The organism is Sulfitobacter sediminis, assembly GCF_040811725.1.
In the GTDB taxonomy this organism is placed as follows: Bacteria; Pseudomonadota; Alphaproteobacteria; order Rhodobacterales; family Rhodobacteraceae; genus Sulfitobacter; species Sulfitobacter sediminis.
This window is the reverse complement of record NZ_JBFNXX010000004.1, coordinates 159680-173636: the sequence shown is the minus strand read 5'-3', so window position 1 is coordinate 173636 and position 13957 is coordinate 159680. Positions and strand designations below refer to the sequence as shown.

The 13957-nt window shown below is 64.1% G+C and carries 18 protein-coding genes; 7 read left to right on the top strand and 11 right to left on the bottom strand.

The features are described 5' to 3' along the window. Window positions 1–5: 5 nt before the first annotated feature. Window positions 6–944, bottom strand: coding sequence for a sugar kinase (locus tag AB2B41_RS07035; protein WP_367877056.1), 939 nt, complete (start codon window positions 942–944; stop codon window positions 6–8). 108 nt (window positions 945–1052) lie between these two features. Here AB2B41_RS07035 and AB2B41_RS07030 point away from each other — a divergent pair, with 108 nt between their 5' ends. Next, the gene (locus tag AB2B41_RS07030; RefSeq protein ID WP_367877055.1) at window positions 1053–1814 is read left to right on the top strand and encodes an HpcH/HpaI aldolase family protein; all 762 of its coding nucleotides are present in this window, start codon (window positions 1053–1055) and stop codon (window positions 1812–1814) included. A 321-nt stretch (window positions 1815–2135) separates the two neighbouring features. Here the strand turns inward: AB2B41_RS07030 and AB2B41_RS07025 are convergent, their stop codons facing one another. From AB2B41_RS07025 to AB2B41_RS07000, 6 genes are all read right to left on the bottom strand, one after another. Then, window positions 2136–2261 (bottom strand): hypothetical protein, encoded by a 126-nt coding sequence (locus tag AB2B41_RS07025; RefSeq protein ID WP_367877054.1) that lies wholly within the window; start codon window positions 2259–2261, stop codon window positions 2136–2138. Between the two features lie 163 nt (window positions 2262–2424). Then, entirely contained in the window at window positions 2425–3291 is an 867-nt protein-coding gene (locus AB2B41_RS07020; RefSeq protein ID WP_367877053.1) for a shikimate dehydrogenase, read from the bottom strand. Then, complete coding sequence (locus AB2B41_RS07015; RefSeq protein WP_367877052.1) at window positions 3288–4583, bottom strand: TRAP transporter large permease; 1296 nt, start codon at window positions 4581–4583, stop codon at window positions 3288–3290. Before AB2B41_RS07015 ends, AB2B41_RS07020 begins: the two co-directional genes overlap by 4 nt. After that, window positions 4580–5140 carry a TRAP transporter small permease gene (locus AB2B41_RS07010; RefSeq protein WP_367877051.1) on the bottom strand — a complete coding sequence of 187 codons (561 nt, stop codon included), beginning with the start codon at window positions 5138–5140 and terminating at the stop codon, window positions 4580–4582. The genes AB2B41_RS07015 and AB2B41_RS07010 overlap by 4 nt, the downstream gene beginning before the upstream one ends. A 41-nt stretch (window positions 5141–5181) precedes the next feature. Then, window positions 5182–6192 (bottom strand): TRAP transporter substrate-binding protein DctP, encoded by a 1011-nt coding sequence (gene dctP, locus AB2B41_RS07005; protein ID WP_367877050.1) that lies wholly within the window; start codon window positions 6190–6192, stop codon window positions 5182–5184. Between the two features lie 127 nt (window positions 6193–6319). Next, window positions 6320–7363 carry a Gfo/Idh/MocA family protein gene (locus AB2B41_RS07000; protein ID WP_367877049.1) on the bottom strand — a complete coding sequence of 348 codons (1044 nt, stop codon included), beginning with the start codon at window positions 7361–7363 and terminating at the stop codon, window positions 6320–6322. Window positions 7364–7525: 162 nt separating this feature from the next. On the opposite strand from AB2B41_RS07000, the gene AB2B41_RS06995 reads away from it, so the two are divergent. After that, the gene (locus tag AB2B41_RS06995; protein WP_367877048.1) at window positions 7526–8197 is read left to right on the top strand and encodes a GntR family transcriptional regulator; all 672 of its coding nucleotides are present in this window, start codon (window positions 7526–7528) and stop codon (window positions 8195–8197) included. A gap of 12 nt (window positions 8198–8209) precedes the next feature. Here the strand turns inward: AB2B41_RS06995 and AB2B41_RS06990 are convergent, their stop codons facing one another. From AB2B41_RS06990 to AB2B41_RS06980, 3 genes are all read right to left on the bottom strand, one after another. After that, window positions 8210–9493, bottom strand: a complete 1284-nt coding sequence (locus tag AB2B41_RS06990) for an amidohydrolase (RefSeq protein WP_367877047.1) — start codon at window positions 9491–9493, stop codon at window positions 8210–8212. Window positions 9494–9554: 61 nt separating this feature from the next. Then, window positions 9555–9710, bottom strand: coding sequence for a hypothetical protein (locus tag AB2B41_RS06985; RefSeq protein ID WP_367877046.1), 156 nt, complete (start codon window positions 9708–9710; stop codon window positions 9555–9557). A 135-nt stretch (window positions 9711–9845) separates the two neighbouring features. Further along, window positions 9846–10151 carry a hypothetical protein gene (locus AB2B41_RS06980; protein ID WP_367877045.1) on the bottom strand — a complete coding sequence of 102 codons (306 nt, stop codon included), beginning with the start codon at window positions 10149–10151 and terminating at the stop codon, window positions 9846–9848. A 192-nt stretch (window positions 10152–10343) separates the two neighbouring features. Here AB2B41_RS06980 and AB2B41_RS06975 point away from each other — a divergent pair, with 192 nt between their 5' ends. The 5 genes from AB2B41_RS06975 (at window position 10344) to AB2B41_RS06955 (ending at window position 13388) form a co-directional block, all read left to right on the top strand. Continuing rightward, a complete protein-coding gene (locus AB2B41_RS06975) occupies window positions 10344–11327 on the top strand; it encodes a zinc-dependent alcohol dehydrogenase family protein (protein ID WP_367877044.1) in 984 nt (327 codons plus the stop codon). 64 nt (window positions 11328–11391) lie between these two features. After that, window positions 11392–12057, top strand: a complete 666-nt coding sequence (locus AB2B41_RS06970) for a phosphoribosyltransferase (RefSeq protein WP_367877043.1) — start codon at window positions 11392–11394, stop codon at window positions 12055–12057. 153 nt (window positions 12058–12210) lie between these two features. After that, complete coding sequence (locus AB2B41_RS06965; RefSeq protein WP_367877042.1) at window positions 12211–12561, top strand: GerW family sporulation protein; 351 nt, start codon at window positions 12211–12213, stop codon at window positions 12559–12561. Between the two features lie 6 nt (window positions 12562–12567). Next, window positions 12568–13143, top strand: coding sequence for a DUF2953 domain-containing protein (locus tag AB2B41_RS06960; protein WP_367877041.1), 576 nt, complete (start codon window positions 12568–12570; stop codon window positions 13141–13143). Further along, window positions 13140–13388 (top strand): hypothetical protein, encoded by a 249-nt coding sequence (locus AB2B41_RS06955; RefSeq protein WP_367877040.1) that lies wholly within the window; start codon window positions 13140–13142, stop codon window positions 13386–13388. Before AB2B41_RS06960 ends, AB2B41_RS06955 begins: the two co-directional genes overlap by 4 nt. Here the strand turns inward: AB2B41_RS06955 and AB2B41_RS06950 are convergent. Beyond that, a complete protein-coding gene (locus tag AB2B41_RS06950; RefSeq protein WP_367877039.1) occupies window positions 13385–13828 on the bottom strand; it encodes a thioredoxin family protein in 444 nt (147 codons plus the stop codon). The two genes, AB2B41_RS06955 and AB2B41_RS06950, sit on opposite strands and share 4 nt — an antisense overlap. Window positions 13829–13957 lie beyond the last annotated feature (129 nt).

Below are 13957 nucleotides of genomic sequence, written 5' to 3'. Positions count from 1 at the left end.
CCGCCTCAGCCCGTGTCCCCGCCGATGTCCGCCCGGCGCGGGATGGCTTCTGTGGCGCCCCAGCCCGTGACGGTTTGGGCCGCAACTTGGGCCGCGCGATGGCCCGCGTTCCGTGGATCGCCACTTTCAAGGAAGTGGGCCAGGAAGGCACCCGCAAAGCTGTCACCCGCGCCGCTGCTGTCGACCGCGCGAACCGGAACGGCGGGGATCGTGATGGTTTCGTCCCCGGCCAGCATGACCGCCCCCTCTGAACCACGTTTCAGGATCACGATCCGCGCGCCATGGTCTCCGAAGTGGCTCAGGATATCACCTGCCGAGGCAAGGCCGATCAACGCCCCGGCCTCGTCTTCGGAAGGCAGGACAATGTCGACCAGTGGCAGGAATTCTTCGATGGTGGGCAGTGCCTCTTCCACCGACCACAAGCGGGGACGGAAGTTGATGTCGAAGGACACCAGGACACCCTGCGCCCGCGCGACCCGCGCCGCATGGAACGCTGCGGCGCGCATGGTCTCGCTGATGGCAAGGGTGACCCCGGTGACGTGCAGGACCCTTGAGGCTGCGACCATCTCCTCCGAGATGTTGCCTGGCCCCAGATGGCTCGCCGCCGATCCCTTGCGGCTATAGAAAAAGCGTCGGTCCGCCGGATCGGGATCGATGTAGACGAGGCCCGTCGGATGGGCGGGGTCGACGGACACCCCATGCGTATCGATCCCCTCCGCCGCGCAAAATTCCAGAATGTCATGTCCGAAAAGATCGTCACCCACCGAGGATATCAGGCCGGTCCGGGCACCTTGCCTTGCCGCGGCAACAAGCGCGTTGAGCGCGTCACCCCCGATGCCGGAGCGGTAGAGCCTTTGCCCGATGGATGCAGGCTGATCATTCTTGGGCAGGCGCACCATCTCGATGAGCGGTTCACCAAGGGCGAGTATGTCGATCGCGGTCATGCGCGCATCTATGCCGGGCGCGCATGTCGCTGTCCAGCATCGGGGGCTTGCCCGGCGGGCCGCCAGGCTTCACAGTTCCGGCCAGTCCCGACAATCTGGAAGATCACCATGAAACTGCCCCCGAACCGCTTCAAGGCCGCCCTGCGCGAGGGGTGTCACCAGCTTGGCATCTGGAACACTATCGGCGGCAATACCGTGCCCGAATTCCTGGGCGGGGCGGGTTTCGACTGGGTCCTGATCGACTGCGAACACGCCGCGATCGAGACTGTGGAGGTTTTGCCCGCGCTGCAGGCAGTGGCCGCCAATCCGGATGTCTCGGCCCTCGTGCGGCCCGCCGCCAACGACCCGGTGCTTTTCAAACGCCTGCTCGACATGGGCGCGCAGACGCTGCTCGTGCCCTACGTGCAAAGCCGCGATGAAGCCGAAGCTGCGGTAAGCGCGATGCGCTACGGTCCGCGCGGCATGCGTGGCATGGCGGGGATGACCCGCGCCACCCGCTACGGAAAGGTCGAAAACTACTTCACCACGGCGGAGCAGGAGCTTTGCCTCATCCTCCAGATCGAAACGCTGGCCGGTCTCGAAGCCCTCGAGGAGATCGCGACAACCGATGGTGTCGACGCCATATTCTTCGGTCCCGCGGACCTGAGCGCCTCCATGGGGCTCCCGGGGCAGATGCGCCATCCCGACGTCGTTGCCGCCATCGAGGACGGGCTGGCCCGCCTCGCGGCGCTTGACGTCCCGGGCGGGCTGATGGCGCTCGACCCCGAGGAGGCGAAACACTTCATGGGGAAAGGGTCGCGGTTTACTGCGGTTGGTGTCGACCTGGTCCTGCTGGCCGAGGCGGTAGCCGCTTTGCGTGCCAGATTCTGATCAGCTTTGCGGCGTGCCCATGGCCGTCATCGTCCGCATGAAGAGGGTCACCTCAAGATCGCCCTCCCCCGGCATATTCCGGACGTGCAGCGACCAGTCGAGCATGTCGAAATCGAACTGGTGCGCATCGGCACTCCGGGCGAAGAACAGCCGGTCTGTAGGGCTCCTGAGGAGGGTCGTTGAGGGGCGATCCGCAGGTTGAGCGGATCAAGACTGTCGAGGACCTACCGGTACCGCGATGATCAGCGCGGGGCGCACTGTCCCAGGCGTCGTGGTGGTCCTTGAGGTGGCGACCTGTGGCAAACGCCTCGTAGCTGACCTTCATTCCGTCGCTATCCGCGCTTTCCCAAGCACGGGAAAATGCGCTGCGGCCGGACTGATGGCAACAGGGTTAGCCCCGCGCACCAAGGTACAGCGCAGGCCAGAAACCGCTTCGATCTCCTGCATGACCTCCGATTTCCGCCTGGCCCGGTCAAATTTCGGGGGCTGCCATCGTGGGCCAGGAAATCCTACTCGAAAACTCCCGGTTCTATCGAAACCAGCCGATGCGATCGCTCCAAAAATGTCTCAAAGAGATTGCCGGGAATCGAGGCGGTTGCCACCGAGGTTTTCATGGCCGCGCTCGGGGCGTTTCGGTGCACTGGTTCGGACGCTCCGCCATCAAGCGGTCAAAGGTTTCCTGCATGCGCCCAGTGTCAGCTTTCAGTCCCGTGATGAGTTCAAAAGCGTCTACCGCCTGATAAAGCGCCATGGCACCTCCGTTCATCACCTTTAGGCCCCGCGCCCGCGCCGCTGTGGTCAACGCCGTCTCGAGCGGGAAATAGACGATATCCGCTACCCAGGCATCGGGGCGCAGGGCGCTTGGATCGAAGGCCATTCCGGGATAGGCATCCATGCCCAGCGGGGTTGCATTGACCACGCCGTCCGCGTGCACCAGATCGGCCGGACCGATATCGATCGTCGATTGCGGCCGCGCGGCGCGAAGCTTGGCTGCAAGCGCCTCTGGCCGATCCGCGTCCTTGTCGATCAACGTCACCCGCGCGCCAGCATCCACGAGCGCGAGTGCCGTTGCCGATCCCGCGCCGCCAGCGCCGAATTGCACGACCCGCTTGTCCTTTGCCGCGAGTGCAGAAGCCCTCAGCGCGGCGGCGAAACCGGAATAATCCGTCGTATGTCCGACCCTCTCTGCCCCGTCGAAGACCACGGTATTGACCGTACCCAGCACCGCCGCGGCCCCGGACAGCCGGTCGAGATGGGCAATCACCGCCATCTTGTGTGGATGGGTGATGTTGAGGCCGCGATAGCCTTCGGCCTCCACCCGGTCGAGGATCGCCCCCAGCGCCATCCCACGCCACGGCGCCAGATCGGTGTCGAAGCTGTTGTAGGAGTAAGCCAGCCCATGGGCGCGCCCCTCGGCCTCGTGCATGCCGGGCGTCAGGGATTGGCCGATCCTCGCCCCGACGAGCGCCGCCCTCATCCGGTGTACCCGAAGAGGCGGGGCAGGAAGAGGACGACATCCGGCGCGAGGATCATGACCAGCAGTGCAAGAATGAGCACCCCGAGGAAGGCCCAGATTTCCCCGATGATCTCGCGCAGCGGAATGCCCGTCACCGCGTTGATGACGAACAGGAGAATGCCGTAGGGCGGCGTGATCAGCCCGATCATTGAATTAACGACGACCAGCACACCGAAATGGACGAGGTCTATCCCCAAGGCCTGGCACGTCGGGATGAAGAGCGGCACGATCACCAGGATGATCGTCGTCGCGTCCAGAACGCAGCCAAGCAGCAGGATCAGAAGGTTGACCGCCAAGAGGAAGATCAGCGGGTGAACATCAATCCCGGTGAGATAAGCGGACATCATGCCGGGAATGTTCTCGGAGACGACAATGAAATTCAGGATCAGCGCGCCGCCAATCACAAGGCCCACCGCAGCAGAGGATCGTGCGCTTTCGACAAAGATTCGATAAAGAGCCCCGATGCTGAGCGCACGGTAGAAGATGCCCGCCAAGAGCAAGGCATAGAAAGCCGCAACGGCGGCGGCCTCGGTTGGCGTGGTGACGCCGCCGTAGATACCGTAGAGCAGGATCACCGGCATCAGCAGCGCCGGAAAAGCATTGGCGGTCTTGCGCGGCAACTCCCTCAGCGGGACCGGCTCCTCGATTGCAAAGCCGCGTTTGCGGGCAAGATAGCTGTTCATGCCCATCAGAACGCAGCCCATCAGCAGGCCCGGGACGATGCCGGCAAGAAAGAGCGAACCGATGGAAGCATTGGAGACAAGCGCGTAGAGCACCATGGGGATCGACGGCGGAATGATCGGGCCAATAGTGGCGGACGCGACGGTGATCGCCGCGGCATAGCCGCCGCTGTAGCGATTGTCCTTGGTCATCATCTGGATGATGATCTTTCCGATGCCCGCGGCATCGGCCACGGCTGACCCGGACATGCCCGAGAAGATGAGGGAAGCGACCACGTTGACGTGGCCCAGCCCGCCCCGGAACCGGCCCACCGCCGCCACGCAAAAGGCCAGCAAACGTTCCGAGATCGTGCCCGCGTTCATGATGTTGGCCGCCACGATAAAAAGCGGCACGGCCAGCAGGACGAAGCTGCGGTAGAGGCCCTGGAGTATCTTTTCGCCCGTGAGAGCCAGGTCCATCCCAGCCATGCCCAGATAGACCAGCGAGGCCAGCATGATCGCGTAGCCGATGGGCGTCCCGATCCCCGCGAGACCGAAAAGCGTGATCAGGCAAAGCGCCAGTTCGATGCTCATATCGCCTCGTCCCCTTCGCGGATGGCGGGGCCCTCATCCTCGTGTCCTGGCAGTTGATGATCCTCGTCCGGGGGGCCGTGCCTGAGCACGTCGACGAAGCGCCAGGTGTAGCGCAAGGCGATAACCGCCATGAACAGCATGTAGATGGAGAAGACCGTTCGCATCGGGATACGATCCCCGGTGATCGGCACCCGAACGGTGGAAGTGCCGCGCAAGCGGAGGAAATCGATGTAATCCCAGGTCGGCAGGAACGACAAAAGCATGCCAACGGTGATTGCACCCGCCGAGATCAGCGCCAGTGCCTGCCGGCGTCGGTTCGGCGCGGCGAGATAAAAGATGTCAAAGCTCACATGGTCCTTCTCGCGCACGATGAAGGCGCAGCCGAAGAAGACGATCCAGACCCAGAGGATCAGGCATAGCTCCAGCGTCCAGCCGAATGGCGTGAGAAGGACGTAGCGGGAGAAGATCTGCAGCAGGAAGGTGCAGAACATCGCCGCCAGAAGCGCGGCGGCGATGAATTCGGTGCCGCGGGTGAACCACGTAGAGATCGTCTTCACAGGTGGTCCTCCCGCGGCGTTGGCGTTGCCGAGGCCGTAGTTCAGTTGCCGAGTTCGTTGATCCGCTCAAGCACGCCCTCGGGCCAGCTGGCCGCGAATTCGCTGCCGACGTATTGCGCCTGCACATGGGTGCGGAAGGCCTCGAGGTCGGGTGTGTAGATCTCGACACCCTGGCTGCGGATGAAATCGGCAAGGCTGTTTTCCTTGTCGAGTTGCTTCAGCCTGCCCCAGGCAGCGGCCGCATCGGCGGCACGCTGCACGGTAAGCTGCTGGTCGGGCGACAGGCCGTCCCAGACCTCCTTGGAGAAGGCGATGTAGTTGAGATCGACGAGATGCGAGGTCAGCGCGATCTGCTTGGTCACCTCGTAGAACTTGGCGTCAACGACCGTGGGCAGCGGGTTGTCCTGACCGTCGACAGCACCCGTGGAAAGCGCGGTGTAGACCTCGGTGAAGGCCACGGGCGTGGGCGAGGCCCCAAGCGCGGATCCGAGGAACTGCCAGGCGTCCGTGCCGGGCATCCGCAGGTTCACGCCGGCGAGGTCGGCGGGCGTCTGCACGTCGAGCTCTTCGCGCGACTGGCGCAGGTTCACGTGCCGACGTCCGAGATACATCACCGAAAGCAGTTTGACGCCGAGTTCGTCTTCGACCTTTTGCTTGAAGGGGTCCATGAGCGGATCGTTGAAGACCCGCACCTGGTGGGCGGCGTCCTGGTGGACATAGCCTGTTGCGAAGATCGAGAACTCGGGGAAGAACTGCGCCAGTTCCTGCGCCGATGCGATCGACATCGTGAGGTTGCCCCGGCTGATCGCCTCGAGCTCGGTGCCTTGGGCAAAGAGCGTCGCGTTGTAGCCCGGCTGGTAATCGGCAAATCCAGAAACCATCGGCGCAAAGACCTGCGCCATCGCGGCCGAGCGCTGGTCGGTCTCGGAACCCGCCGTCGCAAGCGTGAAGGTCATCCGGTCCTGCGCGACAGCCGCGCCCGACAGCCCAGCAAGAACGCCGACAGAAAGGGCCGCGCCCATGGCGGCGCGACGGGTGAGTTTGATGATCATGTTTTCCTCCCTGGAGTGGTTTTGTTCTGAATCTCCACCCAAAGCCTCGCTAAAGCGGAGCACGAATTCAAGATTTTTACGAAAATGTCTGATATTTTGTGTGCCCTCAGCGGTTCTCACCCGGAATCTAGCTCAAATCCACAACGTCGCCGCTTGCCGCAGCCTTTTGAATTGCCTCGATTACTTTCAGCGTCCGCAGCCCTTCCTCGCCCGACACCAGCGGCTCCGCCCTGCCGCGGATCACCTCGGCAAAATGGGCGATCTGGTTCACCAGCGGGTCCGTCGCATCGCGAATCTCGGCCCGCGCCGCCATCGGCGTCCACCAGTCGCGCGTGCCACGCGCATGCTGCCACACCTTGAGATCCGGCAGGGAAAGCGCCCCGTGGGAGCCGCCAATGAGATAGCAGCTTTCGCCGGTGCGCGGGTAGATTGGGTATTCGCCAGATGTCATTTCCCAACTCCAGGGCGCAACGATGCTGTCGGACACCGTCACTGTCCCTATGGCCCCGTTATCGAATTCCAGAAGGGCGCTTGCCACGTCCTCATTCTCTCCTCCCCGCCGGGCAGGACGCGCGATGGCCCGGACCGAGACGATGCCTCCGCACAGATAGCGCATGAGGTCGATATCGTGGACAAGGTTGACCGCGATCGGGCCGGCCCCCGCCTTGCGCCGCCAGGGCGCCTCATCGAAATAGCTATCTGGCTTATAGAACCAGCAGGTCGCCTGCAGCGCCCTGATCTCTCCGATATCGCCCGCATCGATGAGCACCCGGGCGCGATGGATAATCGGATTGTGTCGCCTGTGATGCCCCACCAGTATCGGAACACCACGAGCAGTCGCTTTCTCGACCAGCGCTTCGGCGTCCGGAGAACGGGTGGCGATCGGCTTTTCGATCAGAACAGGAATCCCGGCCCCGATACAGAGCATAGCCTGCTCGACGTGCAGGGCATTCGGCGTGGCGATGATCACGCCGCTTGCGGGGCATGCCGTCAGGCAATCTTCAAGCCCCGCGAAGCTTTGGTGCCCGTCGGCCTCGGCGCGTGTGCGGGCCAACGGGTCCGAATCGACCACCGCAAGGAGTTCCGTGCCGAGGGTTTGCGCGATAGCGGCAACATGGCGCCGGCCAACCAGACCGTAGCCCGCAACGACCAATCCGATTTGGTGTGCCATCCTGTTCCTTTTCCGGCGGTGCTGTCGCCCTAGGCTAGTCAGCAGTTTGCAATCCCGCAAGAATATATGATATTTCTGGATTTGCCTGAGTTTATGCCCGGTAAGGGCTCATCTTCGTCGTGGTTGAATCTCTGCCACTCCGGGAAATATAGGACAACACGGATGCGCGACGTGCCCACGACGGTTGGCTCCACCGTTTACCAGCAGATCAAGCAGGACATTATCTACGGACGTCTCGCGCCCGGTGCAAAGCTCAAACTGAGCGGACTGAAGGATCGCTACGCCGCCAGCCTCTCGACACTGCGCGAGACCCTGAACCGCCTGGCCAGCGAGGGATTCGTGGATGCCCCCTCGCAGCGCGGGTTCTTCGTGCGCGAGGTCTCGGCCGAAGACCTGCACGAGATCGCCAGCCTGCGTATCCTGTTGGAGTGTCACGCCCTCGAGATGTCGCTCGAGAACGGGGATACGGAATGGGAAGGCAACCTCGTCGCCGCCCACCACAAGCTGCACCTCATGGAACAGCGCATGCTGTCGGGCGACGTGTCCTCAAAGGAGACCTGGAAAAGATACGACTGGGAATTCCACCTCGCGACGATACAGGCATGCCGGTCGCAGAACCTGCTCGACCTGCATTCGATCCTTTACGACAAATACCTTAGATATCAGAACCTTGTCCTGACACATCGCGGCGAGGTGGCAAGCCGTGAACATGCCGACCTTCTGGAGGCGGCCATCGCACGTGACGCGGACCGGGCGAAGGCGCTGCTCAAGGCGCATGTTGTGGGCGGCCTGCAGCACACAAGCGAGGCGATGGGCTGGGAGATGGCGGGTTAGACTGCCTAAGCCCTACCCCTCGACCTGCATCGCCGAGGCGATCAGCCCTGCACCGAGCAAAGCCGACTTGGAAAGCGCGCCCTCGTCAAAATCGAAATGCGGCGTGTGGTGGTGGTCCGCAAGATCGGCACCCAGAACGAAGATGCCTCCCTGCCCGCCCCGCGCCGCGACACGCCGCGCCAGCGTGCCCGCATCCTCGCTCGCGCCGAAGAAGAGCGAGGGCAAGATGGTGGCAAAGGCACCAACATCCGCGTTGACCCGTTCCGCCCAGGCCGCGACAGGCGCGGGGTTGGCATAGCCCTCCGCGCTGCCCCCTCGCGTCATTGAAACCTCGCAACCGTGTGCCCGTGCGGTGGCTTGGACGAAATCGACGCAGCGCTTGTCCAGCGCTTCGAGGTCCTCGGTCTCCTGCGCGCGCATCTCGAAGGTGAGCGTGGCCTCGCCGGGTACGATGTTGACTGCCGTGCCTGCAGTCAGAAGACCCACGTTCACGCGGATGCCCGGGCGGCTCGACTGTGCCATGGCATGGAGCCCGAGCGCGATCTGGCAGGCCGCCAGAAGCGCGCTGCGTCCGGCTTCGGGGGTCTTGCCTGCATGGGCTTCCCGCCCCGTCAGCCGCACCTCGTAACGCGCATTCGCCAGAAGGCCGTGTACGGCGAAGGCGGCGGTGTCCGACGGGACGCCGAGGCCGAGGTGTATCGCAAAGAACAGATCGACATCGTCCATCCAGCCCGCATCGGAAACCGCGCGGCCGCCGCGACCGCCTTCCTCTGCCGGTTGGAAAAGCAGTTTCAGCCTGCCGCGCCCCGTCTCCAGAAGGGGTTTGACGATCCGCGCCACGGCCAGCCCGATTGCCGCGTGCCCGTCATGGCCGCAGGCATGCATCACCCCCGGCACGGTCGAGGCAAAGCCCTGTGCGGCGGGTGCATGATTGCCCCCGGCCTCGGTGATCGGCAGCGCGTCGATATCGACGCGCATACAGACGGTCGGGCCCGGACGGCCGGTATCGAAAAGCGCGATACAGCCCGTATCCCCCTCGCCCGGTATCGGATCGTCGCTCAACCCGCGCCGTTCAACCTCTCCCAGGAATGCAGGCCCCGACACCACGTCGTAACCCGAGGCAACAAGCGCTTCGACGATGGCGGCAGTGGTCTCCACTTCCTGCCAGCCCAGCTCAGGTTTGGCGTGAAAGGCGCGGCGCTCCGCGAGCAGCTGCTCCTGGTGCTGATCACTCAGTTCACGCAGGCGCTGTCGCAGTCCGGGGCTCAAAGGGGCTTGGGTAAGGTGCTCTGACATGCGGCGAGACTAGGCAATGACCGGCACCTCGGCAATGGCGCGCCGCTGCCCTTCGCGCAACTCAGAGCGACGGGTTTTCCGCATCGAACGGATCGCCAGCCGGATCCTCCGGCAGGTTTTCCGGCTCGGGGAATTCGGGCGTGCCCGGGGTGGGGCTCGGATCGGTCGGCTGCGGGCTTTCCGACGGCCCGGGTGTGGGCCGCGGCTCCTCTGGCATCGGTATCTCCGAAGGTGGCTTTCCGGATGTGGGTCTGAAACCTGGCGTGGTCATGGCTTGGGTCCTGCTCTTAGCGATGGGGAGATGCTACCGCAGCGCGCGGCGCGTGTATTGATCGGGGTCAACGGGGGCCGGTCATCCAGCTTTTCTCACCATACCCTCCTCACCGTATGCGTCCAGGTTCCTGTCGGAGCGTATGCTCCAAACCCGGCAGAGGGTCGCGACGCTTGCTGTCGGGATGCCGACCCGCTCCGCGATCTGGGCGTCGGTCAGCCCTTCAGCCACGAAGTGGTCGAGCAGGCTTTTCGGTGCAGGCCCCAGCCTGTGCATGTCCTCGATCACGCGGCGTGACAGATACATCCGGCCCCCTCCGGGCGTGGCATTGCCTACGGCACCGCAGGTTTTCAGTTGGCGCAGCAGGGTGGGATGTCGGTCGCTCATGTCGGCTCCTTTTTTGGGGCGCGGGACAGTGTTTGGATGCGGCCCCAAGCTGATCAACTTGGCCGCGCAATGTCCTGACGTATGTCAATCACGGCGCCGGACGGGCGGGAATCTGCCGGTTCGCGGCGCTTGATTTCCATCATGCCGCCCCCGCGCTTTCCGATGTAGGCAGGAACGCGAAAGGAGCTTCTCATGCGCGCGATGGTGTTTCACGGCGACGGCCCGCGGCTGACGCCAGAAGACGTTCCCGAACCGAAACCCGGCCCGGGTGAAGTACAGCTCAGGATCGAGGCCTGCGGTGTCTGCCGCACGGACCTGCATATCCTGGATGGGGAGCTTACCGAGCCGACATTGCCCCTGATCCCCGGACACGAGATCGTCGGGCGTGTGCGCGCCGTAGGAGAGACGGTTACCGATCTGACCATCGGACAGCGGGTGGGTGTCCCCTGGCTCGGGCACACCTGCGGCTCCTGCCCCTATTGCAGGGCCGGGCGGGAGAACCTCTGCGACCATCCCGGTTTCACGGGTTACACCCTCAATGGCGGTTACGCCGAAGCCTGTGTCGCGGATGCGCGTTACGTCTTTCCGCTGTCCGAAAAGGCTGACCCGGTGGCCCTTGCCCCGCTGATGTGCGCGGGGTTGATCGGCTATCGCAGCCTTGCCCTCGCGGGGAACGCCGCGCAGATCGGGCTTTACGGGTTCGGAGCGGCCGCCCATATCCTGGCGCAAGTCGCCACCTGGCAGGGCCGCGAGGTTCTGGCCTTCACCCGCCCCGGTGACACGGAGGCGCAGGACTTCGCCCGCAGCCTTGGTGCTACATGGGCGGGCGGGTCGGATGAGCTCGCGCCCGCGCTTCTTGATGCTGCGATAATCTTTGCACCCGACGGCGCGCTGGTGCCCAAGGCCCTCAAGGCCCTCAGAAAGGGCGGCCGGGTCGTCTGCGGCGGCATCCACATGAGCGATATCCCCGCCTTTCCCTACCGCGATCTCTGGGAAGAGCGGCAGATCCTCTCGGTCGCCAACCTCACCCGCGCCGATGGCGAGGCTTTCTTTCCACTGGCGCAGGCCGCCGGTGTGCACACTCGGACCACCCCGTATCCGCTGGCCGAGGCGAACCGGGCGCTTGACGATTTGCGTGCGGGACGGCTGCAGGGGGCGGCGGTGCTTGTGCCATAACACAGCGCCGGAATTTCTTGAGGTCGATCAAGGAAATCGACCCGCTTCGGTCTAAGCTGGGCTCATGACAGATTACGACGACAGATTCGACGACCGCGTGCAGGCGGGCCAGATGCTGGCCGAGAAGCTTGCGAACATGCAACTTGATGCGCCCCTGATTTTCGCGCTGCCCCGGGGCGGTGTCCCGGTCGCCGCCGAGGTCGCGCGCCGCCTCGGGGCGCCCATGGACCTGATCCTGGTGCGCAAGATCGGCGCGCCCGGCAATCCGGAGCTTGCCCTCGGCTCCATCGCCGAGGGTGCCGAGGAGGAAGCCGTGGTCAACGAGGACGTCTGGCTGATGACCGGCGCCGATCCGCTCTATTTCAACAAGGCCAAGGCGGAGCAGGAAGCAGAGCTTGCGCGCCGCAGTCAACGCTACCTGGGAGATCGGCCCCGGCTTGATCCAAGCCACCGCAACGTCGTGGTCATCGATGACGGACTGGCTACCGGCGCAACGATGAAGGCGGCGCTGGCGGCGCTGAGGCATCGCGGCGCACGGCGGATCATCGTGGGCCTTCCGGTAGCCCCCGCGGACGCCCTGCATGCGCTTGATGATCTGGCCGATGACGTCGTCTGCCTGCGGGCAGAAGCCAGGTTCCACGGTGTCGGTGCCTTCTACCGGGACTTTCACCAGCTTTCCGATGAGGAAACCGTGGCGCTGCTCGATCGTGCCAACGGCCGCGCCCCGTGACAGGGCCGCACCCCCTTTCCCGCCCCGCCAGCGCATTCGTACCACTCGCCCGGAAGGTTTATCGCGATTGATCCTGCTCAATCGTTGCGTTCAAGCGCCTGTTAGCATTCTTCCACGCAGATCCTGAAACGCAGGAAGGAAAGTGAGACAGCGATGGAAGATGTTGAAAGACTCCTTAAGGGCTCGGTCGAGGAACTGGACAAGCTCCTGAACGCCAAGAACGTTCTCGGCAATCCGATCGAGAGGGACGGCGCGACAGTGATTCCGATCGTCAGCTATGGCTTCGGCTTTGGCGCGGGCGGGAGCGCCGCCGCCAAGGGCGGCCCGTCGGCAGGCACCGGCGCAGGCGGCGGGATCAAGCCGCTGGGGGCCATCATCTTCGACAGCGAAGGGGCCCGGGTTGAATCGATCAAGGGCACGCTGACCAACATGACCGAAATCATCGCGGAGACCGCGACGGCGGTCGCGGATAAGGTCAAGCCAGCGAAGACGACAAAACACTAAAGCGGCATGGCCATCGTTCTCTGGGTCTTTTTCTGGACGCTGCTGCTGATCCTTCTTGCCGTGATCCTGTTTCTGGTCACGCCGGTTCTTCTGCGCCTGCACTTCGTGAGCGCGCCGAAGCCGGGCTTTGTCTTCGAGGTTCGGCCGCTGGGCGGTCTCTTGCCGTGGTTCACCGTGGTGGACAGCGCGCGCAAGGCGAGGCCTTCTCGTGAAAAGCATCCAGAACAACGCCGGAAGAAACCAAAACAGCGGCAGCGCGGCAAAGGTCCTCCCCCTGGCCGCCTGTTGCGCGCCGGGATGCAGCTGGTGCCCGACGTGCTGCGCCGGTTTCGCTTTGACAGGCTGGAGTGCGACATCGAATTCGGCTGCGACGATCCCGCCGACACCGGCCAGCTTGCAGGCATGGCACTTGCGGCAGTCCACGGGTTGCCCCGCACTCCGCGCCTGTCGCTCAGCGCCCAGCCGAATTTCGAGCGCCGGTGCTTCGAGGGGCATCTTACAGCGGCCCTGCACGTGACGCTCGCCGCGTTCTTCCTGCCCGCGCTGCGCTTTGCATGGCGGGTGTGGGGCCCGGTGCGATGAGATACCGCTTGGACGAAACGCGCCACGTCGGCGCTCTCCGGATCGCCGCCCTTGTCGAGCAGGACGTGACGCCAAGCCGCTTTGCCTCGGCCGCTTTCATCACCGGAAGGAAACGGCCCGTCGCGCTGCTCTTCGCTCGGGGAGAGGTGTGCTGGGCCATGACACCGGAAGGTGCCGCACTGGAGAAGAGCACCGTGGAGACCCTGATGCCCGGTGCATGGGAGAGGTTCCGGCGCAACGGCTAGTGTGACACATGCGGGCGAACGAAAGCCTCGATATCTGCCGAGGGTCTCGCCCCGGAAGACCGCGCGATCTCGCGGCCCCTCGCGTAGAGAATGAGCAAGGGAATGCCCCTGATTTGAAGCCGCTGCGATAGCGCGGGAAAGTCATCGGTGTTGATCTTGGCGAAACGCGCCCGGTGGCCCAGCGCCTTTGCCGCCTTGGCGATCTCCGGGGCCATCATTCTGCAAGGGCCGCACCATGGCGCCCAGTAGTCGACGATCAGCGGCAGATCGTCGGATCGCACCGCGGCGTCATGGGTCCGGATGTCGATTTCCGCCACCTCATCGGGCAAGAGCGCCGACTTGCACTTCGGGCAACGTGGCCCTGCCGCGAGCCTTGCGGCCGGGACCCGGTTCACCTGTCCGCAGGACAGGCAGGCGAGATTCACGTTCGTATCGGACAAGAACCATTCCTCTTTCACTTTGCCACGTGCAGCCTGCGCAGGCATTCGGCCGGCAAGCCCTATCGTTAAAATATAATATTTGGCCACCGCCCCTGATTGATCGTGATCAAGTGAAATCAGGCAGAATGC

Coding starts and splice junctions, on each gene's coding strand:
- AB2B41_RS06960 (WP_367877041.1), top strand. CDS start 12,568: ATGGCCATCGTTCTCTGGGTCTTTTTCTGGACGCTGCTGCTGATCCTT.
- AB2B41_RS07020 (WP_367877053.1), bottom strand. CDS start 3,291: ATGAGGGCGGCGCTCGTCGGGGCGAGGATCGGCCAATCCCTGACGCCC.
- AB2B41_RS06970 (WP_367877043.1), top strand. CDS start 11,392: ATGACAGATTACGACGACAGATTCGACGACCGCGTGCAGGCGGGCCAG.
- AB2B41_RS07035 (WP_367877056.1), bottom strand. CDS start 944: ATGACCGCGATCGACATACTCGCCCTTGGTGAACCGCTCATCGAGATG.
- AB2B41_RS06965 (WP_367877042.1), top strand. CDS start 12,211: ATGGAAGATGTTGAAAGACTCCTTAAGGGCTCGGTCGAGGAACTGGAC.
- AB2B41_RS06980 (WP_367877045.1), bottom strand. CDS start 10,151: ATGAGCGACCGACATCCCACCCTGCTGCGCCAACTGAAAACCTGCGGT.
- AB2B41_RS06975 (WP_367877044.1), top strand. CDS start 10,344: ATGCGCGCGATGGTGTTTCACGGCGACGGCCCGCGGCTGACGCCAGAA.
- AB2B41_RS06955 (WP_367877040.1), top strand. CDS start 13,140: ATGAGATACCGCTTGGACGAAACGCGCCACGTCGGCGCTCTCCGGATC.
- AB2B41_RS07030 (WP_367877055.1), top strand. CDS start 1,053: ATGAAACTGCCCCCGAACCGCTTCAAGGCCGCCCTGCGCGAGGGGTGT.
- AB2B41_RS06995 (WP_367877048.1), top strand. CDS start 7,526: ATGCGCGACGTGCCCACGACGGTTGGCTCCACCGTTTACCAGCAGATC.
- AB2B41_RS07025 (WP_367877054.1), bottom strand. CDS start 2,261: ATGCAGGAGATCGAAGCGGTTTCTGGCCTGCGCTGTACCTTGGTGCGC.
- AB2B41_RS06985 (WP_367877046.1), bottom strand. CDS start 9,710: ATGCCAGAGGAGCCGCGGCCCACACCCGGGCCGTCGGAAAGCCCGCAG.
- AB2B41_RS07015 (WP_367877052.1), bottom strand. CDS start 4,583: ATGAGCATCGAACTGGCGCTTTGCCTGATCACGCTTTTCGGTCTCGCG.
- AB2B41_RS06990 (WP_367877047.1), bottom strand. CDS start 9,493: ATGTCAGAGCACCTTACCCAAGCCCCTTTGAGCCCCGGACTGCGACAG.
- dctP (WP_367877050.1), bottom strand. CDS start 6,192: ATGATCATCAAACTCACCCGTCGCGCCGCCATGGGCGCGGCCCTTTCT.
- AB2B41_RS07000 (WP_367877049.1), bottom strand. CDS start 7,363: ATGGCACACCAAATCGGATTGGTCGTTGCGGGCTACGGTCTGGTTGGC.